The sequence below is a fragment of the Nocardia sp. NPDC046763 genome, from assembly GCF_040645495.1.
In the GTDB taxonomy this organism is placed as follows: Bacteria; Actinomycetota; Actinomycetes; order Mycobacteriales; family Mycobacteriaceae; genus Nocardia.
In genome coordinates this window covers 182,885-209,140 of record NZ_JBEYYI010000008.1, presented here as the reverse complement: position 1 = coordinate 209,140, position 26,256 = coordinate 182,885, and the positions used below count along the sequence as shown (strand labels likewise).

The 26,256-nt window shown below is 66.4% G+C and carries 29 protein-coding genes, 1 tRNA gene and 1 other RNA gene; 21 read left to right on the top strand and 10 right to left on the bottom strand.

Going from position 1 to position 26,256, the window contains the following annotated elements; translation table 11 throughout:
• Nucleotides 1-124 precede the first annotated feature (124 nt).
• From ABZ909_RS16185 to ABZ909_RS16145, 9 genes are all read left to right on the top strand, one after another.
• On the top strand, nucleotides 125-982 hold the full coding sequence (locus ABZ909_RS16185; RefSeq protein ID WP_356999756.1) for a helix-turn-helix transcriptional regulator: 858 nt from the start codon (nucleotides 125-127) through the stop codon (nucleotides 980-982).
• 102 nt (nucleotides 983-1,084) lie between these two features.
• Nucleotides 1,085-2,203 (top strand): peptide chain release factor 2, encoded by a 1,119-nt coding sequence (gene prfB / locus ABZ909_RS16180; RefSeq protein ID WP_356999753.1) that lies wholly within the window; start codon nucleotides 1,085-1,087, stop codon nucleotides 2,201-2,203.
• A gap of 151 nt (nucleotides 2,204-2,354) precedes the next feature.
• Nucleotides 2,355-3,215 carry a mechanosensitive ion channel family protein gene (locus tag ABZ909_RS16175; RefSeq protein WP_356999750.1) on the top strand — a complete coding sequence of 287 codons (861 nt, stop codon included), beginning with the start codon at nucleotides 2,355-2,357 and terminating at the stop codon, nucleotides 3,213-3,215.
• On the top strand, nucleotides 3,199-3,381 hold the full coding sequence (locus ABZ909_RS16170; RefSeq protein WP_356999748.1) for a hypothetical protein: 183 nt from the start codon (nucleotides 3,199-3,201) through the stop codon (nucleotides 3,379-3,381). Before ABZ909_RS16175 ends, ABZ909_RS16170 begins: the two co-directional genes overlap by 17 nt.
• A gap of 57 nt (nucleotides 3,382-3,438) precedes the next feature.
• A complete protein-coding gene (ftsE, locus tag ABZ909_RS16165; protein ID WP_356999744.1) occupies nucleotides 3,439-4,128 on the top strand; it encodes a cell division ATP-binding protein FtsE in 690 nt (229 codons plus the stop codon).
• A complete protein-coding gene (ftsX, locus tag ABZ909_RS16160) occupies nucleotides 4,128-5,033 on the top strand; it encodes a permease-like cell division protein FtsX (RefSeq protein ID WP_356999742.1) in 906 nt (301 codons plus the stop codon). Before ftsE ends, ftsX begins: the two co-directional genes overlap by 1 nt.
• A 141-nt stretch (nucleotides 5,034-5,174) precedes the next feature.
• Nucleotides 5,175-7,316, top strand: coding sequence for a DNA helicase RecQ (gene recQ, locus ABZ909_RS16155; RefSeq protein ID WP_356999739.1), 2,142 nt, complete (start codon nucleotides 5,175-5,177; stop codon nucleotides 7,314-7,316).
• 113 nt (nucleotides 7,317-7,429) lie between these two features.
• A tRNA-Glu gene (locus tag ABZ909_RS16150) sits at nucleotides 7,430-7,502 on the top strand.
• 361 nt (nucleotides 7,503-7,863) lie between these two features.
• Nucleotides 7,864-8,532, top strand: a complete 669-nt coding sequence (locus ABZ909_RS16145) for a slipin family protein (protein WP_356999736.1) — start codon at nucleotides 7,864-7,866, stop codon at nucleotides 8,530-8,532.
• 66 nt (nucleotides 8,533-8,598) lie between these two features.
• Here the strand turns inward: ABZ909_RS16145 and ABZ909_RS16140 are convergent, their stop codons facing one another.
• The gene (locus ABZ909_RS16140; RefSeq protein ID WP_356999733.1) at nucleotides 8,599-8,922 is read right to left on the bottom strand and encodes a putative quinol monooxygenase; all 324 of its coding nucleotides are present in this window, start codon (nucleotides 8,920-8,922) and stop codon (nucleotides 8,599-8,601) included.
• 187 nt (nucleotides 8,923-9,109) lie between these two features.
• On the opposite strand from ABZ909_RS16140, the gene smpB reads away from it, so the two are divergent.
• The 4 genes from smpB (at nucleotide 9,110) to ABZ909_RS16120 (ending at nucleotide 12,317) form a co-directional block, all read left to right on the top strand.
• A complete protein-coding gene (gene smpB / locus ABZ909_RS16135) occupies nucleotides 9,110-9,586 on the top strand; it encodes an SsrA-binding protein SmpB (RefSeq protein WP_154787106.1) in 477 nt (158 codons plus the stop codon).
• Between the two features lie 114 nt (nucleotides 9,587-9,700).
• Nucleotides 9,701-10,073, top strand: a transfer-messenger RNA (tmRNA) gene (gene ssrA, locus ABZ909_RS16130).
• Nucleotides 10,074-10,359: 286 nt separating this feature from the next.
• On the top strand, nucleotides 10,360-10,680 hold the full coding sequence (locus ABZ909_RS16125; RefSeq protein WP_356999730.1) for a hypothetical protein: 321 nt from the start codon (nucleotides 10,360-10,362) through the stop codon (nucleotides 10,678-10,680).
• Nucleotides 10,677-12,317 (top strand): hypothetical protein, encoded by a 1,641-nt coding sequence (locus ABZ909_RS16120; RefSeq protein ID WP_356999727.1) that lies wholly within the window; start codon nucleotides 10,677-10,679, stop codon nucleotides 12,315-12,317. The genes ABZ909_RS16125 and ABZ909_RS16120 overlap by 4 nt, the downstream gene beginning before the upstream one ends.
• A gap of 66 nt (nucleotides 12,318-12,383) precedes the next feature.
• On the opposite strand, the gene ABZ909_RS16115 is transcribed toward ABZ909_RS16120, so the two are convergent.
• The 6 genes from ABZ909_RS16115 to ABZ909_RS16090 all read right to left on the bottom strand — a co-directional run bounded on the left by ABZ909_RS16115 (nucleotide 12,384) and on the right by ABZ909_RS16090 (nucleotide 18,947).
• Complete coding sequence (locus ABZ909_RS16115) at nucleotides 12,384-12,842, bottom strand: hypothetical protein (RefSeq protein ID WP_356999724.1); 459 nt, start codon at nucleotides 12,840-12,842, stop codon at nucleotides 12,384-12,386.
• A gap of 703 nt (nucleotides 12,843-13,545) precedes the next feature.
• Nucleotides 13,546-14,961, bottom strand: coding sequence for a prolyl oligopeptidase family serine peptidase (locus ABZ909_RS16110; protein ID WP_356999721.1), 1,416 nt, complete (start codon nucleotides 14,959-14,961; stop codon nucleotides 13,546-13,548).
• 186 nt (nucleotides 14,962-15,147) lie between these two features.
• Nucleotides 15,148-16,200 carry a Rieske 2Fe-2S domain-containing protein gene (locus tag ABZ909_RS16105; RefSeq protein WP_356999719.1) on the bottom strand — a complete coding sequence of 351 codons (1,053 nt, stop codon included), beginning with the start codon at nucleotides 16,198-16,200 and terminating at the stop codon, nucleotides 15,148-15,150.
• A 127-nt stretch (nucleotides 16,201-16,327) separates the two neighbouring features.
• Nucleotides 16,328-17,017, bottom strand: coding sequence for a DUF899 family protein (locus ABZ909_RS16100; protein ID WP_356999717.1), 690 nt, complete (start codon nucleotides 17,015-17,017; stop codon nucleotides 16,328-16,330).
• 187 nt (nucleotides 17,018-17,204) lie between these two features.
• A complete protein-coding gene (locus tag ABZ909_RS16095) occupies nucleotides 17,205-17,387 on the bottom strand; it encodes a phenolic acid decarboxylase (RefSeq protein ID WP_356999714.1) in 183 nt (60 codons plus the stop codon).
• Between the two features lie 120 nt (nucleotides 17,388-17,507).
• Nucleotides 17,508-18,947 (bottom strand): MFS transporter, encoded by a 1,440-nt coding sequence (locus ABZ909_RS16090; RefSeq protein WP_356999711.1) that lies wholly within the window; start codon nucleotides 18,945-18,947, stop codon nucleotides 17,508-17,510.
• A gap of 105 nt (nucleotides 18,948-19,052) precedes the next feature.
• On the opposite strand from ABZ909_RS16090, the gene ABZ909_RS16085 reads away from it, so the two are divergent.
• A complete protein-coding gene (locus tag ABZ909_RS16085) occupies nucleotides 19,053-19,475 on the top strand; it encodes a MarR family transcriptional regulator (protein WP_356999709.1) in 423 nt (140 codons plus the stop codon).
• 23 nt (nucleotides 19,476-19,498) lie between these two features.
• Here ABZ909_RS16085 and ABZ909_RS16080 read toward each other — a convergent pair whose 3' ends face one another.
• Both ABZ909_RS16080 and ABZ909_RS16075 read right to left on the bottom strand, forming a co-directional pair.
• Nucleotides 19,499-19,990 carry a hypothetical protein gene (locus ABZ909_RS16080; RefSeq protein WP_356999706.1) on the bottom strand — a complete coding sequence of 164 codons (492 nt, stop codon included), beginning with the start codon at nucleotides 19,988-19,990 and terminating at the stop codon, nucleotides 19,499-19,501.
• Nucleotides 19,991-20,290: 300 nt separating this feature from the next.
• Nucleotides 20,291-20,689, bottom strand: a complete 399-nt coding sequence (locus ABZ909_RS16075; protein WP_356999703.1) for a CD225/dispanin family protein — start codon at nucleotides 20,687-20,689, stop codon at nucleotides 20,291-20,293.
• Nucleotides 20,690-20,976: 287 nt separating this feature from the next.
• On the opposite strand from ABZ909_RS16075, the gene ABZ909_RS16070 reads away from it, so the two are divergent.
• Nucleotides 20,977-21,111, top strand: coding sequence for a hypothetical protein (locus ABZ909_RS16070; RefSeq protein ID WP_356999701.1), 135 nt, complete (start codon nucleotides 20,977-20,979; stop codon nucleotides 21,109-21,111).
• Nucleotides 21,112-21,135: 24 nt separating this feature from the next.
• Here ABZ909_RS16070 and ABZ909_RS16065 read toward each other — a convergent pair whose 3' ends face one another.
• A complete protein-coding gene (locus tag ABZ909_RS16065) occupies nucleotides 21,136-21,900 on the bottom strand; it encodes an IclR family transcriptional regulator (RefSeq protein WP_356999698.1) in 765 nt (254 codons plus the stop codon).
• Between the two features lie 82 nt (nucleotides 21,901-21,982).
• On the opposite strand from ABZ909_RS16065, the gene ABZ909_RS16060 reads away from it, so the two are divergent.
• The 6 genes from ABZ909_RS16060 to pucL all read left to right on the top strand — a co-directional run bounded on the left by ABZ909_RS16060 (nucleotide 21,983) and on the right by pucL (nucleotide 26,254).
• Nucleotides 21,983-22,222: a thiamine-binding protein gene (locus tag ABZ909_RS16060; RefSeq protein WP_356999696.1), complete on the top strand. Its 240-nt coding sequence runs from the start codon at nucleotides 21,983-21,985 to the stop codon at nucleotides 22,220-22,222.
• Nucleotides 22,215-22,604 carry a helix-turn-helix domain-containing protein gene (locus tag ABZ909_RS16055; RefSeq protein ID WP_356999694.1) on the top strand — a complete coding sequence of 130 codons (390 nt, stop codon included), beginning with the start codon at nucleotides 22,215-22,217 and terminating at the stop codon, nucleotides 22,602-22,604. The genes ABZ909_RS16060 and ABZ909_RS16055 overlap by 8 nt, the downstream gene beginning before the upstream one ends.
• 266 nt (nucleotides 22,605-22,870) lie before the next feature.
• The gene (locus ABZ909_RS16050) at nucleotides 22,871-24,298 is read left to right on the top strand and encodes a nucleobase:cation symporter-2 family protein (protein ID WP_356999692.1); all 1,428 of its coding nucleotides are present in this window, start codon (nucleotides 22,871-22,873) and stop codon (nucleotides 24,296-24,298) included.
• A gap of 214 nt (nucleotides 24,299-24,512) precedes the next feature.
• Nucleotides 24,513-25,010, top strand: coding sequence for a 2-oxo-4-hydroxy-4-carboxy-5-ureidoimidazoline decarboxylase (gene uraD, locus ABZ909_RS16045; RefSeq protein ID WP_356999689.1), 498 nt, complete (start codon nucleotides 24,513-24,515; stop codon nucleotides 25,008-25,010).
• Entirely contained in the window at nucleotides 24,998-25,342 is a 345-nt protein-coding gene (gene uraH, locus ABZ909_RS16040; RefSeq protein ID WP_356999966.1) for a hydroxyisourate hydrolase, read from the top strand. Before uraD ends, uraH begins: the two co-directional genes overlap by 13 nt.
• A gap of 6 nt (nucleotides 25,343-25,348) precedes the next feature.
• A complete protein-coding gene (gene pucL, locus ABZ909_RS16035; RefSeq protein ID WP_356999686.1) occupies nucleotides 25,349-26,254 on the top strand; it encodes a factor-independent urate hydroxylase in 906 nt (301 codons plus the stop codon).
• Nucleotides 26,255-26,256: the final 2 nt, after the last annotated feature.

The window sequence follows — 26,256 nt, the reverse complement described above, 5'->3', positions numbered from 1 at the left end:
CGCCGCGACCGGTCGGCCGCTCGAGATCAACTCTGCGAGCCCGGCCGAGCGCTAGGGAGACCACGCTGAGGGTGGTAGTGGCAGGGACACGATAAGAACCGCGCCCGTTGCTAGCGTCGAATACGTGAGCGAGAACGAGCTGGGCCTGTTCCTGCGGCTGCGCCGCGAAGCGGTCACTCCCGCCGAAGTGGGCCTGCCGACGGGGCCGCGCCGCCGCACACCCGGCCTACGCCGCGCCGAATTGGCCACACTCGCAGGAGTTTCCGTCGAGTACCTGACCCGGCTGGAGCAGGGCCGCGACCGGCGCCCGTCCGCGCCCGTGCTGATCGCGCTGGCCGACGCGCTGCGATTGACCCCGGCGCAACGGGTGCACCTGCTCAATTTCGCCAAGGCTGGGGATCCGAACTTCAACTGCCGCGGCGGTTCCGGGCCCAACCGCCGCATCCGCCCGGCCGTGCAGGCCATGCTGGATCAACTCGAACCCGCGCCCGCGGCGGTCATGAACCGGCTCAGCGAGATCCTCGCGGTGACCGACGGCTACCGTGCGCTGTTCGGCCCGATCGGCCTGCTCGACGGCGGTCTGCCCGGCAGTTATGCCCGCTACGTCCTGTCCGACCCGCGCGCCCGCGACGCCTACCCGGACTGGGAACACAAGGCCGACAAAGTGGTCGCCACCCTCAAACAGGGCCCCGGCCGCGCCGATCCCCACGTCAATGCCCTCATGGATGAACTGGCCGCCACCGTCGGCCCCGAATTCACCCGCCGCCTGGACACGCTCCCCGGCCTTCCCGATACCAATGGCGTCGGCCGTCTCACCCACCCCGAGGCGGGTCCGCTGCGCCTGGCCTACGAAACCCTGCACCTCTCGGCCGACGACGACCAATTCCTCATGGTCTACCTACCCGCCGACGACGCCACCGCCACCGCCCTGGACCGTCTCGTCGGCCGCCGCCCAGGAGGGCTGCGCGCCGTCGCCGGGTGATTTGCCGATATAGCGCTCGATGGCATCAGCGTCTACGGCACTCAGCCGTCCGCTAAAGCCTCGGGGAGGCGGGGGAGCGGCGGGGTAGTAGATTTGAACATCGTGCATCCTGACGTCTCCGCTGATCTGGCCGAACTCGACACGACTCTGAAGACCATCGAGTCGGTGCTCGACATCGACGAGCTGGCTCGCCGCATCGACGAGCTGGAACACCAGGCGGCCGACCCGGAGCTGTGGAACAACCAGGAGCACGCGCAGAGCGTGACCAGTCAGCTCTCCCACGCACAGAGTGAACTGCGCCGGGTGCGCGACCTCCGCCAGCGGCTCGAGGATCTGCCCGTGCTCTATGAGCTCGCCGAGGCGGAAGAGGGTGCGGATCGCACGGCTGCGCTCGCCGACGCCGATTCGGAGCGGGCCAGCCTGCACGCCGATGTCGAGGCCATGGAAGTCCGGACCCTGCTGTCGGGCGAGTACGACAAGCGTGAGGCGCTGGTCAATATTCGCTCCGGTGCGGGTGGCGTGGACGCCGCGGATTGGGCGCAGATGCTCATGCGCATGTATGTCCGCTGGGCCGAGGGCCACAAGTACGCGGTCGAGATCTACGACACGTCATATGCGGAAGAGGCGGGCATCAAGTCGGCGACCTTCGCGGTCAAGACGCCCTACGCGTACGGCACGCTATCGGTGGAAATGGGTACGCACCGGTTGGTCCGCATCAGCCCGTTCGACAACCAGGGTCGTCGCCAGACCTCCTTCGCCGAGGTCGAGGTGCTGCCGGTGGTCGAGACCACCGACCACATCGAGATTCCCGAGAACGAGGTCCGGGTCGACGTCTACCGTTCGTCCGGCCCCGGTGGCCAGTCGGTCAACACCACCGACTCCGCGGTCCGCCTCACCCACATCCCGACCGGCATCGTCGTCACCTGTCAGAACGAGAAATCGCAGCTGCAGAACAAGATTTCGGCCATGCGGGTGCTGCAGGCCAAGCTGCTCGAACGCAAGCGCCAGGAAGAACGCGCCCAGATGGACGCGCTCAAGACCAACGAGGGCGCGTCCTGGGGTAACCAGATGCGCTCCTACGTGCTGCACCCGTACCAGATGGTCAAAGATCTCCGCACCGGTTACGAGGTCAACAATCCCTCCGCGGTGCTCGACGGCGACATCGATGCTTTCATCGAATCCGGCATCCGCTGGCGCATGCGGGAGCAGACGACAAACTAACCATTGTTGGCGGCTCACTTCGGTGTTCGCGGCCCGCCCCGGTCTGGACTGCGGCTTGATAGACCGCCGCCTGGTCGCCGAAGCGGAGGAGCGGAGGAGAGAAGACCGGGGTTACGAGGGCCGCGAATCGCCGGAGCGAAGCGGAGGAAAAATGGGCACAGTTCTCGCCGCGGGCACCGGAGCCGATCTCGGGAACTGGCTGCGGTCCAGCGGTCTCGAGATCGTGCTGCTGGTCGTCGGCGCCATGTTGTTCAGTCGCGCCGCGACCTTCGTGCGCGACCACATCACTCGCAAGATCGACGCCGGCTTCCGCAGCAGCGATTCGCTGGTGCGGTCCGAGGCTGCCAAGCACCGGCATGCGTTGGCGCAGGTCATCACCTGGGTGGTGCTGTCCATCGTCTACTTCCTGGTGTCGCTGGAAGTATTGCGGCGCTTGGGTTTCGAGCTCGGTGGACTGGTCGCCCCGGCCGCGGTGCTCGGGGCCGCCCTGGGTTTCGGGGCGCAGCGGATAGTGCAGGACCTGCTCGCCGGATTCTTCCTGATCACCGAAAGGCAGTACGGCTTCGGCGATGTCGTGCGCATCGCGGTCACTGGCAATTCGACCGAGGCCGAGGGTACGGTCGAGGACGTCACGCTGCGCATCACGACGCTGCGTAGCGCCGACGGCGAAGTGATAACCGTCCCGAACGGTCAGATCGTGAAAGTGACCAACCTGTCGAAGGATTGGGCGCGCGCCGCCATCGACGTGCCCGTTCCCGCCACCGCCGACATCAACAAGGTCAACGAGATCCTGCGCGAGGTGGGGGCCAAGGCCTTCGCCGATCGCAAGCTCAAAGCGCTGCTGCTGGATGAGCCGAGTGTCATGGGTGTCGAAGATCTCACCGTCAACCAGATGAACATCAAGATGGTGGCCCGGACGCTACCGGGCAAACAGTTCGAAGTCGGGCGCGAGCTGCGGGTGCGAGTGGCCGCCGCGTTGCGCCGGGAGGGTCTCAGTGTCGGTGCTGATTAAGAGAATGCGTAAGTCCACGGCGATCCTGATGGCCGTGTGGGTAGCAACATTCATTCTGTACATCTTCGTCAAGCCCGCCGAACACGAGACCAACAGCACCCCGCCGATCGTGAACACCATGCTCAGCAACTATCTGCCAAACACTGCCGGGCACACTGGCCGCTGAGCCCGAGTCCGCGCGGTGTAGTCGGCCGCGGCGTCGTGCTGGTTACACTGGCTCCCCGTGATAACCCTGCGCAACGTCACCAAGTCGTATCAGACCTCGACGCGGCCGGCGCTGGACAATGTCTCCGTCGATATCGGAAAAGGCGAGTTCGTCTTCGTTATCGGGCCCTCGGGCTCCGGAAAGTCCACGTTCATGCGGCTGCTGCTCAAGGACGAGAAGCCGACCACCGGTGAGGTGTGGGTCGCCGACTTCCGGGTCGACCGGTTGCCCGGGCGCAGGGTTCCCAAACTGCGCCAGCGCATCGGCTGCGTCTTCCAGGATTTCCGGCTGCTACAGCAGAAGACCGTGGAACAGAACGTGGCCTTCGCGCTGGAAGTGATTGGCAAATCACGAGCATTCATCAATCGCTCGGTGCCCGAGGCCCTCGACATGGTCGGCCTCGCCGGCAAGGCCGACCGGCTGCCAGGTGAGCTCTCCGGTGGTGAACAGCAGCGGGTGGCGCTCGCGCGCGCCTTCGTGAACCGGCCGCTGGTACTGCTGGCCGACGAACCGACCGGCAACCTCGACCCGGAGACCAGCCAGGACATCATGACGCTGCTCGAACGCATCAACCGCACCGGAACCACGGTCGTCATGGCCACCCACGACAACACCATCGTCGACGCCATGCGCCGGCGGGTGGTCGAACTCGATCGCGGGCGCATCGTGCGCGACGACGAGATGGGCGTGTACGGGGTGGGCCGGTAATGCGCGCGGGATTCCTATTCAGCGAGGTCTTCACCGGCCTGCGCCGCAATGTCACCATGACCATCGCCATGATCCTCACCACCGCGGTGTCGCTGACCATGCTGGGCGGCGGTCTGCTGGCGGTTCGCATGGCGGACAAGATCCAGGACTACTACGTCCAGCGCGTCGAGATACGGTTGTATCTCGACGATCAGGTCTCCAAGACCGATCCGGACTGCACCGGGCAGCCGTGCGCCTCGCTCATGGCGGATCTGAAGAAGCACGACTATGTGGCGAACGTGCAGTTCGTCAACAGCCAGGACGCGGTGAAGGAGGTCAAGGAGACCACCTTCAAGGATCAGCCCGGGCTCGCCGACGAGGTGAGCAAGGACGGGCTGCCCTCCTCGTTCCGGGTGAAGCTCGACGATGTCACCAAATACCGGTCCATCTATGACGATTTCTCCAAGCGGCCCGGCGTCATGACCGTCCTCAATGACATGGACATCGTGGACCGGCTGGTCAGCTTCTTCGTCGGATTGCGCAATGCCGCCTTCGGGTTGGCGGCGCTGCAGGCGCTGGCCGCGCTGCTGCTGATCGCCAATATGGTTCAGGTGGCGGCGCTGGCCCGCAAGACCGAGGTCGGCATCATGCGGCTGGTCGGTGCCACGCGGTGGTACACGCAGCTGCCGTTCCTGCTGGAGGCGGTGCTGGCCGCCCTGGTGGGATCGGTGCTGGCCATGGCCGGTCTGTTCGTCGCGCAACCGCTGGTGATCAACCGGGCGCTGGGGTCGCTGTTCAATGACCAGGTGCTGCCGCGGATCACGGGCGACGACATTGCGGCCGTCGCGATGATCGTCACACCGATCGGTGTCGGATTCGCCGCTCTCACGGCATATGCCGCGCTTCGGTACTACGTCCGCGAGTGAATGCCACGCTCTTCCTTTTGGGAGGTGCCTGCCTTCATACAGGCACCCCCCGAAGACTTCTCCACTCGCACAGGGTGTGAAGTTCGGGCCATTGGCCCCAACGGCATTCCGGTGTCGGGTGATGTCCGTAGGATTGCGGGCGTGAGTGCGCCGGAGGTCGAGACCGTGGTCGGAAACCTGGATGGCGCCGGAAGTGATCCGGCGCACCAGGTTCTGCGAAAGACGTTCGGGTACGACAGTTTTCGCGGGCCGCAGCGGGAGATCGTCGACCAGGTGATCTCCGGCGGCGACGCCCTGGTGCTCATGCCCACCGGTGGCGGCAAATCGCTGTGCTATCAGATTCCGGCGCTGGTTCGGCCGGGCGTGGGTGTGGTGATCTCACCGCTCATCGCGCTCATGCAGGACCAGGTGGACGCGCTCAATGCCGTCGGCGTGCGCGCCGGCTTTCTGAACTCCACCCAGTTCCCCGACGAACGGCGCACGGTCGAGGCGCAATTCGTGGCGGGCGAGCTGGATGTGCTCTACCTCGCACCGGAGCGGCTGCGACTGGAGACCACCGCGCAGTTGCTGGATCGGGGCAAGATCTCGGTCTTCGCCATCGACGAGGCGCACTGTGTCTCGCAGTGGGGCCACGACTTCCGGCCCGACTATCTGGGCCTGTCGATGGTGCACGAGCGCTGGCCGGACGTGCCGCGCATCGCGCTCACCGCGACCGCGACCGAGGCCACCCGCAAGGAGATCGCCGAGCGGCTGGCCCTCACCCGCGCCAAACACTTCGTGGCCAGCTTCGACCGGCCCAATATCCAATACCGGATCGAGGCCAAGAATCGGCCGGAGCACCAGCTCCTCTCGTTCATCCAGACAGAGCACGCCGGTGATGCGGGCATCGTCTACTGCCTCTCGCGTAATTCCGTCGAGAAGACCGCGGCCTTCTTGACCGCCAATGGTGTGGAAGCCGTGCCGTACCACGCGGGGCTGGACAATCGCACTCGCGCGACCAACCAGGCGCGGTTCCTGCGCGAGGACGGGCTCGTGGTGGTCGCCACCATCGCCTTCGGTATGGGCATCGACAAGCCGGACGTGCGCTTCGTCGCACACCTGGATCTGCCCAAATCGGTCGAGGGCTACTACCAGGAGACCGGCCGTGCCGGGCGCGACGGGCAGCCGTCCACCGCGTGGATGGTGTACGGCCTCAGTGATGTTGTGCAGCAACGGAAGATGATCGACTCCTCCGACGGCGACGCCATGCACCGTCGCCAGCTGCAACTGCACCTGGACGCCATGCTCGCGCTCTGCGAGACCGTGCAGTGCCGCCGCGTCCAGCTGCTGGGTTACTTCGGTCAGCAGGGCGAGCGCTGCGGCAATTGCGACACCTGCCTCAACGCGCCCGAGGCGTGGGACGGCACCGTGCCCGCCCAGAAGGTGCTCTCCACCGTGCTGCGGCTCAAACGCGAACGCGGCCAGAGCTTCGGAGCGGGCCACATCGTCGACATCCTGATCGGCAAGCGCAATCCCAAGGTGGAGCAGCACGCCCACCACGAGCTGAAGGTGTTCGGCATCGGCACCGAGCTGCGCGATATCGAGTGGCGCGGCGTCGTCCGCCAGCTGCTGGCCCAGGGCCTGCTCGCCGTGCACGGCGACTACGGTGTGCTCACCCTCACCGACGCCAGCAACCAGGTGCTGTTCGAGAAGCGCCAGGTCATGTTCCGGCGTGAGCCCGAACGCGCCAAGGCTGCCCGAACCGCCAAGCCCGCCAAGGCATCCCGCCTGGCCGCCGGCGACCTCAGCCAGTCCGACACCGACCTGTTCGAAAAGCTCCGCGCCTGGCGCGCGGCCACCGCCAAGGAGCAGGGCGTCCCCGCCTACGTGGTCTTCCACGACGCGACCCTCCGCGAGATCGCCACCCGCAAACCCGCCACCCTGTCCGACCTCGCGGGCATCTCCGGCATCGGGGAGAACAAGCGCGCCAAATACGGTGAAGGCGTGCTGGAAGTGGTCGCCGCCGGCGGTTCGAACACCGAAACATCAAGCTCCGCACCGGCTTCCGGCTCCGCCGTCACCATGCCGACCAGCCGGTCGGCGGCCTCGTCCCAGGGATCCCGGTCCGCGGCCCCGAGCGCGAGCCCCCAATCCGGGGTCCCCGAGCGGCGCTCCTCGCATTTCGGCGCGTCGCCGGCCACTGCGCCGAAACCGAGTCCGGTCATGGTCACCCCCGCCGACGAGATCCCCTGGCCCGATGAAGCGCCACCCGACTTCGACGAACTCCCGCCCGACTATCAGTGATCGGTATCCGGAAATGACCTCGCGCACGTCCAGTAGCAGGCGATTTGGTTGCTGGGCGGCGGCACGATAAGCTTTCGGAGCTGCCGCGGTCCACGGATCGCAGCGAGCGACCTGGTCCCGTCGTCTAGCGGCCTAGGACGCCGCCCTCTCAAGGCGGTAGCGCGGGTTCAAATCCCGTCGGGACTACTGAAAAGGCCCTTCAGCGAATGCTGGAGGGCCTTTCTGTATTTCAATGTCTCATCCGTGCCCGAAAATCATTGGCGTGCACCGCGATACCGTGGCTACCGTGGGTCCCGGTCGTTCGAGGGGTGCCCCGGAATCTCCGGATCGTATTCCCCGTTCGAGAGCGGCCACGTCATTCAGGTTGGCGCAGAACAAATCTGCCGGGGTTCGATTCCCTTCACCGGTACGCCTCGCCCGGTCGGGTGCGGCGCCGTGGCCCTGCGGGCTCCCCGACTTCGGTGGGAGGATGCCCCCGCCGCGGTCCCGTGACCGGGCGAGGCGTGTCCGGTCCCGCCGAAACCACTGTGGGGGGAAGGAGATACACATGTTCACGACGGTCACGGAATACAAGACGGTCATGGAATACCAGCGCACGCTGCGATTCGAGGACGGCACCCTGCGGGAGGTTCTCGGTCCCGGCCGGCACCGCTACAACAAGGAGCGCTGCACCCTGGTCACGGTCGATATGCGCCCGCGTCTGCTGCAGGTCGGCGGCCAGGAGCTGCTGACCCGCGACGGTCTGTCGCTGCGCGTCAGCTTCGTCGGCGACTGGGTGGTCACCGATCCGGTGACCTTCATCACCGGCGCCCAGTCCGCGGAGGCCGTGCTCTACGCGACGGTCCAGGAGGTCGCTCGCGATCTCGTGGCGGCGCACACCCTCGACGAGCTGGTCGCCGACCGCACCCGGCTCGGCGCGGGCGCCGAGCGCGTGGCGGCCGCCGTCGAACGCCTCGGCATTCGCGTCGAGAGCCTCCGCGCCAAGGACCTCATGCTCCCGGGCGAGCTCCGTAAGGCCGCCCTCGAAACGGTGCTGGCCCGCGAGCGCGGCCGCGCCGAGCTCGAGCGCGCCCGCGCCGAGGCTGCCGCGCTGCGCTCACTGGCCAATACCGCGAAGTTGCTCACCGACAACCCGGTCCTGCTGCGCCTGCGTACCCTGCAGGTCGCGGCCGCCCCGGGCACCAAGGTCGTCCTCGACTCGCGCGAGGGCGTCTGATCAGTACGTCGCAACGAAGGCACGGCACCGCCCCGGCCGGAACATCCCGTTCCGGCCGGGTCCGGTTCAGGCCAGCGCGGTCGTATGGTTCTGCTCCCACACCTGGATGTGCGGCCCGAACTCGGTGAGGAAGGCCTGCACGTGCGGAGTCGAGCCGTGCGCGTCGAGTGCCTGACGTGAATCCCAGTGCTCGAAGCACAGGAACAGCGACGGGTCGTCCTGGTCGCGGTAGAACTCGTAGGTGTGGCAGCCCGGCTCGGCGAGAGTGGGCGCGGTGAGCGTCAGCATCGCCTGCGCGACCCGGTCGGCCGCCGTGGGATCGACCTTGATGCGGATGAAAGCCGTATGCACGGAAGTCCTTTCGAGGGGAGTCGCTGTGAACTGGCTCACGCCAGCACTGTTCTCATGACTGACACCGGGCCCGCCGGGACAGGCCGGGCGCGTCCCGGCCACCGGAACAAGACGCCGGCCGGCGTGGTTGAAAAACAAGGCCCGACCCGGTGACCCTGCGGGCTCGGGCCGGAGCATCCGTAAGCTGGTTGGGCACTCCGAGCAGCGACGGGACGATTGAGGAGACATGAAGGAAAAGGGGCGCAAGGTCATCGCCAGCAACAAGAAGGCGCGGCACAACTACGCGATCCTCGAGACCTACGAGGCCGGGGTCGCGCTGGTCGGCACCGAGGTGAAGAGCCTGCGCGAGGGCAAGGCTTCGCTGGTCGACGCCTACGCCTCCATCGACGACGGCGAGGTGTGGCTGCGCGGCCTGCACGTACCCGAGTACGGGCACGGCACCTGGACCAACCACGCACCGCGCCGCACCCGCAAGTTGCTGCTGCACCGCCGCGAGATCGACAAGCTGCTCGGCAAGACCAAGGAGTCGAGCCTGACCTTGGTCCCGCTGTCGATGTACTTCTCCGACGGCAAGGTCAAGGTCGAACTGGCCCTCGCCAAGGGCAAGCAGGACTACGACAAGCGCCAGGACCTGGCCCGACGCGACGCCGAACGCGAGGTCACCCGCGAACTCGGCCGCCGCATCAAGGGCATGCGAGGCTGACCCTCGGGACCGCCGGCCGACGGCGCGTTAATGGAATGAACCAAGGTTTGTTCGGTGTTAGGATGGGTAGCCCGGTGAGAGCCGGGTAGTTCATCTGAATCGGTGAACACAGACGGGGCTGAACGGTTTCGACTGCGTACGTTGATTCAGGGGAAGCGTGTCGGTGCAGGCAGGAGACCACCGTATAAGCGTCGCTGTAACCCTATAAGCGCCGATTCTCATCAGCGCGACTACGCTCTCGCTGCCTAAGCAACGAAGCGTGTCTGTCAGCCCGGGTTCGCCCTCGACCCGGTCCCTGGCATCAGCTAGAGGGCTCTACCGTCCGACGCGGTCGCGGCGCCGGACGGGACATCCAACAGCGACTGGGATCGTCATCTCGGCTTGTTCGCGTGACCGAGAGATCCGAGCAGAGGCATAGCGAACTGCACACGGAGAAGCCCTGAAGATGCGGCGGAGGACCCGGGTTCGATTCCCGGCAGCTCCACCCATAAATACAGGTCCGGCTTTGGTATCGTACCGGGCCGGACCTGTTTTTTGAGCCAACCCCGCGTTTACCCCCGGTTTCGATTCAATCTTCATCGTGCTGTGGTGCCGACGTTGGACGGCCCGGTCGGAAGCAGTGCGGATCCGCGTTGATCCGAGCTGGCGCGGATCAACGGCTTCCCATATGTGGTGAGGTCGATGCTCGTCACCTGCCATATCGTTTCTTCGGTTCGGAACGGAAGAGCTCGAACCTCTTGACGTCGAACACCTCTCGGACCGCAGGAGGCAGCATGGCGGAATCGATGAATGCCGACCCCGACTGGTGGCGAAGGATGGGAGGCCACAATCACAACCATGCGGCCGGCCTGCGTGAGTGGGCAGAGCCGCCGGCACAGCTCGACCATAATGAGAAGGCAGTGGGTGCGGCCGGCCAGGCCCTGAGCGCCCGTATGCAGCAGTACTGGGTCGATGCCCGTCACCCCGGAATACACGGGCTGGCGGACGGGTGGGGCGATTCCGGCGACAACTGTTACGCGACGGCCGACGCCCTCATCTGCACGGACCACGGTGGCGCCGATCGGGTGCGCGCCTCCGGAGCGTCGGAAGCATGAGCGGCGGGGTGGCTGCTGGTGGTCCCTTGCAACCTCCTCCCCCGGTCCCGGATCAGGACATCTATTCCCCTAATTCCGGCGACACGCTGACCAACACCGATAACCAGCAGGATGCCCAGGCCGGCCTGTCCGACCTGTACCCCGGCGATTCGCTGGTGTCGAAGAACGGCCTCTACCGGCTGACCTTCGAACAGAACGGCCAGGTGGTCATCGCCGGGCCGGGCGGTAACTACTCCTCGCTGTCCGCGAAGAGGGTCACACCCGACCCCGCGAACCCGAACGCCCGCCCGGTACTTCGGTTCCAGCACGACGGGAACCTGGTTGTTTACCCGAGTGCCGCGGATGCCACCGCCAAGAACGCGGTCTGGGCGGCGGGCTCGAACTGGAGCGGTGACCAGAACAGCCACAAAGGTGAGTTACTCACCGACGATCGACGCCCTCGCTCGGTACAGCTCAGCGACGACGGCCAGCTGCTGTTTTGGGACAACACGGACCCGAGCAAGGGCAAGGAGGTCGGGTCCATCGATCTCGGCGCTCTGACCATATACGGCGGCCTCGCTGAACTGGAAGACGCATTCCATCACACCGGCAAATGGGACACGATTCTGCCGGTGCCGGTGAACGTCAAACCGGACGATCCACTCGCGGCATCCATCAGCGAAACCTCCTGGCATCTGCAGACTCTGGTGGACATGATGGGCGGCGACAAGCCCATTGTCGTTCCCTTCGTTAAGAACACGTTGAAGGCCAAGAGCGAGACGGATCTTCGGGCCGAATTCGAAGCAGGGGTAGCCCAGGGTCTGTCCGGAACCGCGCTGACCAGCTACCAACAGGATCTCGCGTCGAAACTGCAGCAGGCAGCGGACTGGGCGAATATCGACAAGAAATACCAGGACGCCGCCCATGCGGCGGGCCTGGAGAAGACCGGACAGTTCAAGACCATCCAGAATGCGGTCGATACTCTCAAGGGAGAGCTCGAGCAGATCGGCCCACGGTCCGGACGCAAAGATGACGGCACGTGGCCACCGCTGACGAAGGAGACCCAGGACTACATCTACCGTCGGCTCAGCGAGGTACTCGCCACAGTGATCGGCGCTGTGACGAGCTACGAGCAATCTGTCGGTCATCTGGCTGCGGGCCTGCCGCTGCCCACCGCGCCCGACCCGAATGCTCCGGCAAGCGTGCCCGGCAAGCCGCCCGAAAAGCAGAAGCCGGCACACCACAGCACGCCGCATCACTCCGGGTCCGCGGCACACAAGCCGGCGACCACCCACAAACCCGCCGCCACCCATCATCCGGTCGCCACCCATCATCCGGTCGCCACTCACAAACCCGCGGCCACTCATAGACCGGTCGAGGAACCGGAGGAAACACCTGACTCGGACGATCGGACACCACCACCGGTCGTCTCACCGCCGAAGGTGCAGCGCCCCAACCCGGTACACCGGAAGGTCCCCGTGCCGAGCGGAGCCGCAGGCTTCCCGCAGCAGGGGCACTCCAACCAACAGAAGAAGCACCCCTGGCAATCCCGGGGCGCGGTATCCAGCCAGCCGCCCGCCAGTACCTCGCGCGGTTCTGTAACCCAGCCCAGCAATCCGGGGCGCAGTGTGGACGGCTCGGAGGCTGCGTCGACCTAATTGGCGACGAGTCAGTTTGTTGTGACTGGATGTTTGATATGGCGACCGCATTGCTGCGTTGTTTGCTCAGCGTCCCGTTGCGCCGGGGAAGATGAGTCCTATCAAGTCTGCGAGGGCGTTCTCGATGGCTTCGCCCGCCGTGCCTTCGTTGCCACCCTGCATGGTGCCACCGCCGCCTTGGCCGCCGCCGCCTCCGCCACCGCCGGTTACAGTGACCTGCCTGGCTTCGAATGTCTGGCTGTCACATTTGACTTGCGCGGTGTGTGTGCCGTTACTCGCGCTCGCATACAGGTAAACGGAGCTACCCGACACCACACCATAGCCCGACCCGCTCTGCCCCGTGCCATCGATAAAGAGACGGCAGTACTCCCCGTTTGGATAGTAGTTATTCACAGTGGCTGTTACGGTTCCCGTTCCGGTGCCGTAGGTAACCGTTGCGTTAGCGGAGGCTGTTCCTGGTGCGATCAAACTGAGCGAGATTGCGCCACAGACACAGCCAGTCGCGATGAGGTATTTCGATACCATGATCAGACCCGCGATTCTTGAAATTAAAAATCTACCACCCGGACCTGCTTGAAACTCCTTTCCGCTCGTCCCTGGCAGGAAAATCTGGAATTCTGCCTCTGTAGGTATACAAATGTTGGGTGTGTGAGGCTGATCGGAAATTCCGACCAGCTACTCTTATCAGAATGTTAATAGGGTGCAAAAGTTCGACAGTCAGAAAACTTCCGATCCCGACCCAGATTCCAACCCTGTTATTCAAGTGTCCACCGGGGCCGTTGGAACCACAAGAGAGCTTCAGCCCGCACCGACCAGCCGCCCCCGGCGAGCGGACCGGCCGAGTCGAGGCGTGGATATCTTGGTATATGCGAGACTCGGATGGCTCGACCTCGGCGAGGACGTCCAGGCCCGCGGTGAGGAGGTGGTCAGATGCCATCGCCGACACCGTCCCGCCCGTCGAACGCCAAAGGATGGCCGCATATCAGCTCGGCTCGGCGGCCAAGGTGGTTGAACTGGATCTCCCGCTACGTGAATGTGATCCGCCGCCGTTTCCAGAAGGGCATTGGGTCGTCCCGGTCCGAGATCGAGTGGATCGGTTGGGTTCGAATGCCTTCCCGTCATGCGATTTACTACAGAACTGCTCATGCTCAACGAGCATGAGCAGTTTCTGGTTGATCAGGGGATGTTCAGTCTTGGACGGATCGTCGGATTCCGATGGTGGACCGGGTCATCGGCTGAACAGTTGCCAGTGCAGCGCCCAGGGCACGAATGCCATTGCAGTTGCGAGCAGTATGAGCGTTTGCCGACGGAGCGGGGCTTCCGTTCGGGCCCGCGTGCGCCACGCTGACAGGGCCAGGATGGCTGCGGTTATGGGGAGGGCCAATGCCAGCGCGTGGATCAGGAGCCAGGGGAGTGGCTGGCCGAGGGCGAAGGCTGTCGGCGGTAGCTTGCCACCTACGGCCAGGATTCCCACGACGTAGGTTACGGCGCCCAGGGTTGCCAGCAGTCCGATGGCGGATACCGCCCGCGCTGATCGGCGTGGTCCTTGGCCGGCCTCGGATGGTCTGCGTCGCAGCATTATCCGGCCGAGGGCGGAGAGTGGGTAGGCGGCGAAGCCGAGTAGTAGGGCAGCCGGTGCCGCGTACTCGAGAGCAGGGTGGGTGCCTGGCGCGCGGCTGGCTGGTTGCTGGGGCGGGGCGGCGGCGCTGGTGGGCGGTGCTTGATCGGCGGCGACCGCGTGGATCCAGTCGGTCATGACGTCGGTGTAGCCGGGGTCGAGTTCGCCCAGCGACTTGCCCGCGAAGAGCTCGCCGCCGACGCTGTCGAAGCCATCGGTGGTGCGATGTCCGTTGTGGCCGGCATTCGGTACGAAACGTGTTGTCACCGAGTGGTTTCCGGCCGATACCAGTTCGCGTTGGAAGATCGCCGCGCTCTCGCCGCTCGGCACCTTCACATCGTGGTCACCCCACAGCGCCAGCACGGGGACCCGCACCTGCCGCAATGCGGGCACCGGGTCGTAGTCCGCCTCCGGGAACGCCCCGAGTCCGTCGACGACGGCAGCGCCGGGGCCGTCCACTGCGTCCGGCAAGTGGCCCGAAATGCCGTTGTGCCGCAGTAGATTCGAGAGATACCAGGTCTGGGTGCGTAAGGGTGTCAGTCCGGACCCGCCGATGGTGACCACGAACCCGACCGTCGCCGATCGGGACGCCGCGAGCGTCGCCACCCAGCCGCCCTCGCTGAATCCCCACAGGCCAACCCGCTGGGCATCCACATCGGGCCGATCCCGGAGCAGCCGAACCCCGGTGAGCGCATCGTCGGCCAGTACCGAGAAGTCCCGGTGGCTGGTCGAGTATCCGACAGTGCGTTTGTCCACGACCAGTGTGGTGATGCCCGCGCGCGCGAAAGCCAAGGCCTCGGGTCGGTATTCGGCCCGAGGCCCCGGGCCCGATCCCCCGATGAGCACGATCCCCGGATGCGGCCCGTCGCCGGTGGGCCGATAGACCACACCGTGCAGCGTCACCCCGTCGCTGTCGAATGCCACCTGCTCCTGCTCGGGATCCGCTGGTCCGGCTTGCGCTTCGGCCTTGCCGCCACCGATTCCGAAGCACAGCAGGACCAGCATCGCGACCGTCAACACTCGCATACCGGAAACATAGGGACGTCAACTACTTCTGGGCATCGCACCACGGTACCGATGGTCATAACCCTCCAGTACCAGCCGGACCTGGCCTCCCGACCTGCTCAGCCGCAGGCCGCCGACGCGAGCGGTCGCGCCGGTGGGGATGCCTTGGTCCCTGCTCGTTTCGTCGGGTCAGTACGGGGTGGTCCTTCAGCCGAGAGGTTCCAGGTCGCGGGCGGTGCCGGGTAGTGCCAGATCTTCCAGTTCCTGGGGTGATTGGGGTGGGTAGAACTGGGTGTACCAGCGGCGGAGGGACTTGATGCCCTTTTCGTGGGGGAGGAGGACGGGGCGGGGGCGGTGGATCTTGTGGTCCCAGATGGCCAGTTCTTCGCGAACCTCGCCGAAGGCGACCAGGCGGAGGGCGAGTTTGAGAATTGGAGCGGCGAAGGGGAATCCGGGGCGGCGACGGATGTAGTAGAGCATGCGGAGTTCGCTGGTGGTGTCGTCGATCGGGGTGGTGAGGGCGATGGCGGTCATGGTGATCAGTGCGCCGGTGGTTCGGACGACCATGACGCCGGGGCCGTACATGAACACGTCGAAGGTGTTGTCGACCGGGTAGCCGAGGACGGGTTTGCAGAAGCGGGTGTGGATTTCGGCGAAGGGGCCGTTGGGGATGAGGTTCTGGACCGGGGGCTCGCTCTGGCCGTGGATGTGGTGGAAATGGGATTCGTCGACGATGTTCTCGCGCATCTCCTGGATGTGGATACGCGATTGCAGGACATCGTCGATGGGACGGGCGAAGGCACGATCGGTGGCCTCGGGAATCTCGGGCACTTCCCACAACGGTTCGCCGGCACCGGAGTAGACGAAGATGAGCCCGCTGTGCTCGCGCACCGGGAATCCGCCCAGCGTCACCCGCGGCGGGCGGGACGCGAAAGGCGCTGAGGCGCAGGCACCGTCGGCGTCGAAACGCCAGCCGTGGAACGGGCACTCGACCTGCCCGTCCACCACCCGGCCCCCGGCCCCGAGATGGGCACCGTAATGCGGGCAGTGTGCGTCGCGGACGGTGGCCCGGCCATCGCTACCTCGGAAGGCGATCAGTGCCCTGCCGAAGTAGTGCAGATTCACGATCTTTCCGGACCGGAGGTGCTTGCTGCGCAGCACCGCATACCACCCCTCGGGCACCGTCGGCATCGGATAGTGGTCGGCGCGCGGATCGCGCGCCAGCTCGGACAGGCCCGAACGATCACGTCGAAGGAACACACCCCGAACCCTAACTGGAACCTGTTACAAAACAATGAACGGAACCGTCGGTTTGCTGTGAGTCATGTTGGACTGGAACCGAACTCGATTGGTGATCGGCGGGGCAGGCATTATTTGCCTGGCGGCCTCAGGAATTCGGAGTGCCGTAGGTGGCGGCGATGTCTTTGGAGCTGGGCCAGCGGTTGTAGGTGGGGGACTGGGGCCAGCCGGTTGGGACGTCCTGCCACTCTTCTTGGCGACCGTAGGGGAGGAGGTCGATGAGAGAGAAGGTGTGGGTGAGTTGTTCGACGCCGCGGCCGTTGGTGTGCCAGGTGCGGTAGACGGTGTCGCCGTCGCGGAGGAAGACGTTGACGCCGAAGCCGCCGCCGGGCGGGGCATCGATGTCCGCGCCGAATGGGCTGTTGGCCGTGGAGTACCAGGGCATCTGGTTGCCTACGCGGCGCTTGTAGGCGAGGGCCTCGTCGATCGGGCCCTGGGTGACGATGACGAAGCGGGCGTCGTAGAGGTCCAGGAACTCCAAACGGGTGAATTGCGAGGTGAATCCGGTGCAACCCGGGCATTGCCATTCCTCGCCCGGGAACCACATGTGGCTATAGACGATCAATTGGGACCTGCCGGCGAAGACGTCGGCCAGGCGGATCGGGCCGTCCTCGCCTTCCAAGGTGTAGTCGGGCAGTTCGACCATCGGCAGGCGGCGGCGCTGGGCGGCGATGGCGTCGAGTTCGCGGGTCGCGGCCTTCTCACGGATGCGCAGTGCTTCGAGTTCGGCCCGCCAGGTGTCGATGTCGACGACGGGCGGCAGCGGGTTGGTGCTCACTGGGTCCTCCTTCACCGGGTTCACAGAGTGCGTGTTGTAGGTATCGACGCCGCGGGCGCGTAGAACTCATCGGTGATGCGGCCGGTGGAGGCGACCAGGGTTTGCGGGTAGGTCGGGCCCTCGTCCCGGTGGGCTCCACCCAGGCGAGCTTGTACAAATCGCCGCTGAGCCGGATCATCTTGGCCGGTTACGCCGTGGACCAGTGCTCGAACATCGGTCCCATCAGGCAGCGGAAGGCGACAGTCTGCGAATTGCGCACGTAGAGCTCGTACTTCCAGCCGTTCTCGTACGCATAGGTCAGATGTCGCCCGACGATTCCCGACAGGTCACCGGCCGGGGCCGGTGCGGTGGCGGCATCCTCGGCGCTCATCGCCAACTCCTCTCGGCCGACGTGCGTCAGGGCCCGGGCGTCGCGCTCAGCCTATCCGCTGAGCACGCCTTCCCCGATGATCTCCACGGATCACCGGGGTGCCGGGATTTCGCGGGCCGGTCAGGCGACAGGCACCGGGTCGGGGCGGGCGGCGCCCGCCGTCGCGGTGATGCCGACGGCGACGAGAAGGGCTGCGAGGGTGAGGATTCCCGCGCTCACCAGGTAGGTGAGCTGGAAGCCCTGGGACAGGGCCTCGGTGGGGGAGGCGCCGGCGGCCAGCCGGGTGGTGCGGTGGTGGATGGCGACGGTGGTCAGGACGCCTAGTCCCAGGGCCCCTCCCAGTTGCTGGGTGGTGGTGACGAAACCGGAGGCCAGTCCGGTGATGTCGGCGTGGGTTTCGCCGACGGCGGCGATGGTGATGGAGACGAACCCCAGGCCCATACCGAAACCGGCGGTCAGCATGCCGGGGAGGAGGTCCGGGTAGGAGGCGGTCGCCGGGATCCGGGCGAGCAGGAGCATGCCCACGGCGCCGGAGGCCATGGCGGCGACCAGGATCGGGCGGACGCCGACCCTGGGGACGAGGCCGGCGGCGGTGGCGAAACCGGCGATGACCAGGGCGCAGAACGGGAGCCAGGCCACACCGGTGCGGAGCGGGGAGAAGTGGAGGACCTGCTGGAGGTACAGGGTCAGGAAGAAGAGCATCGACAGGATGGCCGAGCAGAAGAGGACGTTCGCGGTGTTGGCGACGGCGCGGTCGCGGTCGCGGAAGAAGGACAGGGGGATCATCGGGGCGCGGGAACGGCCGGCGCGCAGCAGGAATGCGGCCAGCAGTATCAGGCCCAGGGTGATCCGGGCGGCGGTGGCGAGGCCGGCGGAATGGCCGCTGTCGATGAGGCCGAGGTCGAGGGCGGCGATCGCGCCGGTGATCAGGGCCGCGCTCAGGCCGTCGAGACGAATGTCGGTGCGAGGCGGGCGATTGTCCGGGAGCAGCCGGTGTACCAGGACCAGGGCCAGGATCGCGACCGGCACATTGATGAGGAAACACCAACGCCACCCGGCATATTCGGTGATGACCCCGGAGAGGACGACACCGAGGGTCGCCGCCAGACCGCCCAGCCCGGCCCAAATGCCCAGGGCGCGACTGCGTTCGCGGGGTTCGGCGAAGAGTCCGGCGACGATGCTCAGGGCGGCCGGGCTGGCGAACGCGCCGCCGATGCCCTGTCCCGCGCGGCTGGCGATGAGCATGGCCGAGTCCTGCGCCAGGCCGGTGGCCAGTGAGGAGAGGCCGAAGACCGTCACGCCGATCAGGAAGACGCGCTTGCCGCCGAACAGGTCCGCGGTGCGCCCGCCGATCAGCAGGAAGCCGCCGAACAGCAACAGGTAGGCATTGATGATCCAGGTCAGGTCGGTCTTGGACATGTGTAGGTGGCGCTGGATGGTGGGCAGCGCGACGTTCACGACGGTGTCGTCGAGGTTGAGCATCATCTGGACCGAGCAGAGCAGGCCCAGGGTCAGGTAGCGGAGGGTGGCTCGGCTCGCCACGGGAGGTGCGGTTGTCATGGCTCTCCATTTATTGGTGGTGTACCACTAATAAATGAGAGTGTGCGGCCAAAACTGTTGGTGGTCAACCATTAATTTCTGAACGGGCGCCGGTAGAGTGGGCGAGTGACCGATGAGCAGCACCAGCCCACCACCGCCGAACTGGTCGATGTGCTGCAGCGCGCCGTCGCACTGGTTCGAAACCACTTCGCGGTCACCACGACCCGGCTCGGTGTCACTCCGGTGCAGGCCAAGGCCCTGGGGCACCTCGCGGAGCCGCTGACGCTCAAGGAGTTGTCCGCCCGGCTCGGGGCGGACCTGTCCAATACGGCTACCTCGATCGACCGTCTCGAGTCACAGGGCTTGGTGCAGAAGCAGATTCACCCGACAGACCGCCGCGCCCGCCTGGTCACGCTGACCTCGGCCGGGGAGGCGCTCCGCGCCCAGCTGGACGAACAAGTCTTCGGGTCGGTACCGGCGCTGGCCGTGCTGAACGCGAACCAGCAGCGCGAGCTCTACACGCTGCTGGAACTCGTCGTCTCCCAATAAGATTCAGCTGAGCTGCACGGTGTTCAGCTGGGCTGGGTCGCGTCGGCCGGGCCAGGCTGGGTTGCCGGCGCCGGATTGAGCAGACCGTCCGCCACGCCGACGGCCGCTCCGACACCTGCGCCGAGCGCGATGAACGGTGCGGCGACCATGGCATAGCCGATGGCGGCGCCGACGACGGGGATGATGACCAGGCCGATCGGCGCGAAGGGAAGCCCGGCGATCGCGCCCGAGACCACGCCGACCAGTGCGCCGGTCCACGCGATCGGACTGGCCAGGACGGACCCGACCGACGCGCCGATGGCCGCGTCGCCGAGGACAGCCTTCGCGACACTGGTGGCGTGGGCATGGTCGAGCCCGGCCGCTTCGAGCGACTGTGCCAGAGCGGTTTCCGTGCCCGTGGACGCGGTATTGATCTGCTGGGTCTGCTCGGGGGTCAGAAAGAACGGCCGGTCGAACTGGAGGGTGCCGATGTGAATCGACGAGTCCGGGATATCCAGGGCCGGCTGGGTCTCCACGGCCGGTGGCGCCTCGTCGGCCAGGGCGGGTGTTACTCCCAGGAGAACCAGGGAGAGGGGAAGAGCCCCTGCGACGGCGACCAGGGCTGCACGCCGACAGAGGAGGTGAACCGAACTGGTGGGCTGCCTTATGCCCATATGGAACCTCATTCGGAGATGTCGATGGCTTTCGCATCAGGATTCGAAACCGGAACCCTCTCGGATCTGTCCCGACTGTGGAAATTCTTGGCAGCGATCGGTTGTGGGATGTACAGGAAGAAGTTGGGGCCCGCGCACGGTCGTGCACGGGCCCCGGAACCGTCAGCCGCGGCGCATCCGCGGGCCCGGGCCGCCCCAGTTGTGGTGGCCGTGATGGCCGTGGTGCATGAGGACCAGCATGCCCACGATGTAGAGGATGGCGAACAGGACGAAGAGGGCGCCGCCGATCCAGAGGGAGAGGATGCCGAGGTACCGGGCTCGGTGCGAGGCGTAGCGGGCGGCGTCGGCGTCGCCTTCGGTCCACAGGGGGAAGACGTTCAGGGCGTGGGTGAACGCGGAGAAGGAGAGGGGCCAGAAGAACAGGAGGGAGGCGACGGCCCAGCCGATATTGTTCGGCGGGCGAGTAATAGGTCGCTGTGTGGTTGCTGGAGTCGGGGTCGTAGCCGGGAGCTCGGTTGTTCGGGGCTCGTCGGGCGTTGCGGCCGGTTCGGGAGTCGTCATGGCGGAATCCTTTTCGAATTGCCTGGTACGCGAGTTTTTCGCGAGTCGTATGAGGTCGATTACGACACCGCTGTCTGGTAAGCGACCGAGAACCGCCGGTGAGATTGCTGCGTAGCAGATTCGAGACATGACGTTCGTTCGCAAGGTTGCTGTTGTCGGTGCGGCGTTCGGGCGTGGTCGCTGACCAGTCCGGTGTCGTCGTGGCCACCGGGGCCTAGCCGAGCGGGTGGGGGTGCTCCATCTCCACGCCGGTCAACCGGCTCGATCTGTCGACCGGGGCGACCGGGGTGACGACCCTCTCCGATGGCCTGAACGGAATCCCTTCGCCCGCAACGCTGTACACGGGCGCCGACCAGGCGGTGGTGATGCTCGCGCCGGGCGGGACCTACACGCCTGGTTTCGCCACCTTCGTCGTGCCGTGACGCGCCGGAGGTTGTCGGACCGGGCTATCGGAGGTCGTCGGACAGGGCGGCGGCGACCTCTGTCAGCAGCGGTGCGGCGCGTTCGATGAGCTCCTCGGTCATCCGCCCCACCGGACCGGACACCGAAATCGCCAGCCGGGCGGGCGCTTTGGGTACCGCGACCGCCACGCAGCGCACGCCGAGCTCCTGCTCGCCCTCGTCCATGGCGTATCCGGTGCGCGCGGCCTCGTCCAGCTGCCGGCCGAACTCCTCCGGATCGGTGATGGTGTTGTCGGTGTAGCGCGGCATTCCGGTGCGCTGCAACAGCTCCCGGGTCAGGTCCGGCGCCGAACCGGCCAGGATGGCCTTGCCCACGGCCGTGCAGTGCGGCAGCACACGCCGGCCCACCTCGGTGAACATGCGCATGGAGTGCCGCGACTGCACCTGCGCCACATAGACGATCTGATCGCCGTCCAGCATTGCCATGTTCGCGGATTCACCGAGCTCGTCGACCAGCCGGGCCAGGTGCGGGCGGGCCAGCACCGCCAGCATCTGCGAGGAGCTCTCGCCGAGTTTGATCAGCTTGGGGCCCAGCACATACTTGCGCGACGGCTCCTGGTGCAGGTAGCCCAGATCCACCAGGGTGCGCACCAGCCGGTGAATGGTCGGCAGCGGCAGTCCCGACTCCGTGGCGAGCTGGGACAGGCCCATCATGCCGCCCTCGTCGGCCATGAGCTCCAGCAGGCCGAACGCGCGCTCGATGGATTGCACGCCACCGGTGCCTCTCTTGGGCTCCTTCGCTGCTGGCACCCCGGTCCTCCTCAGTTTTTCCGAATGCCGGAATTCTAGGGCAGATCGTAGATCACATGTTCTGCCCAGTAGCCTGAGGCCCATGCGGCTGCGCGCGGAGTTCACGACCGAACCGTTCCATGGTGAAGGGGAGACGCCGCCGCATGCCAGAGCGGCCCTCGAACTCGCCGAGTCGGCCGGTCTGGAATGCGATTTCGGTCCGCTCGGCACCTCGGTGGCCGGAACCGACGACCGACTGCTGCCGGTGCTGGGCGAGATCATGGTGACCGCCTTCGCGCACGGGGCGACCCGGGTGACCATGCAGGTCGAGCAGGATGACTGAGCGTTCGCCGATGGACGAGTCGCACCCCGTGCTGGTGACCCTCGCCCCGCTGCTGGAGAGAACCGGTGGCCGCCTGGTTCCCGCGCAGGAGGCCACCGCCGACGATGTCCCCCTGGTCTGGGAAGGGATGACCCTGGCCTGCGTGCGTTTCGGTCAGCCCGAGTCCGACAGCCTCGGCGGCCTGGAGCGGCTGCTGGACGAGGTGGCGGCGGAGCTGGGTGGGCCGCTGGCGGGTCTGCCGCGCGTCGACAAGCAGCGTGCGGTGCGATTGCTGGAAGAGCGGGGCGCGTTCACGTTCCGCAAGTCCGCGGAGACCGTGGCGGCGGCGCTGGGCGTCACCCGCTTCACCGTCTACAACTACCTGAACCGCGAACGCGCCTGACCGGACTGTCGGCCGACCGATATATTTTCAACGAATTGTTGACGGCCAATGTGGCCCGTGCCACTCTTCTCGGATAGCGGAATGACCCTTCCGCTGTCCGAGAGAGGTTGCGCCAATGGAGACGTTGAGCGAACGCGGTTCACCTGCGGGCCAAAGAGTTTCGACGCCATTCCGAAGACTTTCGACGGTCGTCCGGCCGTCGCGATCGGGCCGACTACGCGACGGAAGCGCTGCTTCCTCCGCTGATCGAGGGGGCCGGCCCGCCCGTGACTGCTGAATCCGCACCCGGCGTCCCGGGTACTCCCTCAACGCCGCGGTCCACCGCACCCGCGGTCCTGGAACTCGAAGCGCCCGAACGACATCCGGTCGATGTCGTCCCGCCACCCTGGCAGCTGCTCGCCGGCGGCCTGCAGCACATCGCCGCCATGGTCGCCGGCGTCGTGGCGCCGCCGCTGATCGTGGGCGCCGCTGTCGGCCTGGGCGCCCGTGACACGGTCATGCTCATCACCGCGAGCCTGTTCACCGCGGGACTGGCCACCCTGCTGCAGTCCCTGGGCTGGTGGAAGTTCGGCGCGCGGCTGCCGCTCATCAATGGCGGATCGTTCGCGGCGGTGGGACCGATCCTGGCCATCGCCAAGGACGCCGCGCCGGGCGAGGCGCTGCCGGTCATCTTCGGGGCCACCCTGGTGGCGGGTGCGCTGGCTGTCCTCGCCGCCCCGTATTTCTCACGGCTGCACCGGTTTTTCCCACCGATCGTGGGTGGCACGGTCATCTCGCTCATCGGCCTGTCGCTGCTGCCGGTCGCGCTCGGCTGGATCGGCGGCGCGGGCGAGGGCTCCATGGGCTCGGCGCATGTGCCGCCGAAGAACCTGCTGGACGCGGCGATCGCTCTGGTGGTCGTGCTGCTGTGCCATCGGTTCCTGAAAGGGTTCGGGCGGCAGCTGGCTCTGCTGATCGGACTGGTCGCGGGTTCGCTGGCGGGATGGCCACTGGGACTGCTGGATACGGGCCCGATGCGCAATAGCGCGCTGGTCGGTTTCATACCGCCCATGCACTTCGGCGCACCGCAGTTTCAGGTCGGTGCGATCGTCTCGCTGTGCATCGTGATGCTCGTGGTGATGACCGAGTCGACCGCGACCATGATCGCGCTCGGCGAGATCGTGGACCGGCCCGCCGAGGAGCAGCACATCGCGGGTGGTCTGCGCGCGGCCGGTGTCGGCACCATGCTGGCCTCGGTCATGGGTGGATTCGCCTGTGGCGCTTTCGCGCAGAACGTCGGACTGGTGGCGCTCACCCGCATGTACAGCCGTTTCGTGGTGGCCGCCAGCGGTGCGCTGCTGGTGCTGCTGGGGTTGTTCCCGGTGGCGAGCGCGGTGGTGGAGCTGGTGCCGAAACCGGCCCTGGGCGGAACGGGTCTCGTACTGTTCGGCACGGTCGCCGCGAGCGGCATCCGCACCCTGGCCAAGGCGGATCTGCACGATCCGATCAACTCCCTGATCGTGGGCGTCGCGCTGTTCATCGGCATGACACCGACGGTCGCGCCCTCGTTCTACGCCGGTCTGCCGGGACCGGTGTCGATCATCTTGGCGTCGGGGATCAGCGCGGGCTGTCTGGCGGCCCTGGTATTGCACCAGCTGTTCAGATCCCGCACCAGCGCCGCCCTGGCGGCGGCACCGGCTGTGCGGAATACCTGACCGACGCCGGTGTGATGATCAGCGACGGAGGGTCGGCAATGGTCGGCCCTTCGTCGCTGTCCCTGTTTCAGGGTGGCCGGCAAGTACGCTTGGTTGGCACCCTGACCTGCAGTCTCTGTATATTTTCAACAAAATGTTGACGAGTTGTTGTGGCCCGTGACACTCTTCTCGAGTAGCGGAATCACCCTTCCGCTATCCGAGAGAGGTAGCGCCGATGGTGACGTTGAGCGAATTCAATTCGACTGCCGGGGAACAACTTCGGCCGGACCTGCTGACCTGCTGTGATGTGCCCGCATGGGCCGACGGTGTGCTGGCGGCCCGGCCCTACGCGGATATCGACAGCGTGCTCGCCCGGGCCGGCGAGCTGGCCGGCGCCCTGAGCGGAGCCGAGGTGGACCGCGCGCTGGCCGCGCACCCCCGCATCGGTGACCGCGTGTCGGGCGCCGACACCGGATCCGCGTGGTCGCGCCAGGAGCAGGCCGGGGTCGGCCAGGACGTGGCCATCGCCGCGCAGCTGCTGGACGGCAATCGCGCCTACGAGAAGCGTTTCGGCAGGGTCTTCCTGATCTGCGCCACCGGCCTGTCCGCCGAGCAGATTGTGGCGAGCCTGCACCAGCGCCTCGCCAACGACGACGCCGCCGAGGCGGCCGTGGTGGCCGAAGAGCTGCGCAAGATCGCGGTCCTGCGCCTGCGAAAGGTATTCGAGCAGTGAGCACCATTACGACGCACATCCTGGACTCCGCGCTGGGCAAGCCCGCGGCCGGTGTCGAGGTGCGGCTGGAACGGGTCGGCCCGGATGCCCGCGTGCTGGCCGAAGGCAAGACCGATGACGACGGCCGAGTGCGCGAACTCGGCCCCGAAGGGCTCGCGGCCGGTGTCTACCGCCTCACCTTCGACATCGAAAGCTATGCCGCCGCAACGAATCAGACCTACTTCTACCCGTCGGTCTCCATCACCTTCAAGGTCGCAGGGGAGGCGGGCGAGCACTATCACGTGCCCCTGCTCATGAGCCCCTTCGCCTATTCCACCTACCGAGGAAGCTGAACTCGCATGGCAATCAAGCTGGGACAGAACCAGTACGGCAAGGCCGAGAACCGCGTCGTCCGGGTCTACCGCGACACCCCGCGCCACCAGATCCGCGACCTGAACGTCTCCTCGGCGCTGCGCGGCGACTTCGCCGACGCCCACATCACCGGTGACCAGGGCGACGTGCTGCCCACCGACACCCAGAAGAACACCGCCTTCTCCTTCGCCAAGGAGAAGGGCGTGCACTCCATCGAGGAGTTCGGCCTCACCCTCGCCGACCACTTCATCTCCCGGGCCCCCACCGCCACCGGTGCGCGCGTCGAGATCGAGGAGTATGCCTGGGACCGCATCGAGGTCGACGGCCAGGGCCACGATCACTCGTTCGTGAAGTCGGGCCGGGGCGTGCGCACCACCGTGGTGAACGTCGACGGCGTCGGCCCGGACCGCAAGGCCCACGTGGTCTCCGGCGTGAAGGACCTGACCCTGCTGAAGACCACGGGCTCGGAGTTCCACGGCTTCTTCAAGGACAAGTACACCACCCTGCAGCCGACCAACGACCGCATCATGGCGACCTCGCTGGTGGCCCGGTGGCGCTACAACCACACCGACGTCGACTGGGACAAGACCTACGACGCCATTCTCAAGACCATCCTGCGGCAGTTCGCCGTGGTGCACTCGCTGGCGCTGCAGCAGACCCTCTATTCCATGGGCCGCGCGGTGCTCGAGCAGTTCACCGAGGTCGCCGAGATTCGTTTCTCGGCACCGAACAAGCACCACTTCCTGGTGGACCTGAGCCCCTTCAATGTGGACAACCCGGGCGAGGTCTTCATCGCCGCCGACCGTCCGTACGGCCTGATCGAGGCCACCGTCGAACGCGACGACGCCAACGAGGCCGGGAACGCCTGGCTCGCCACCCCGGGCTTTTGCTAATT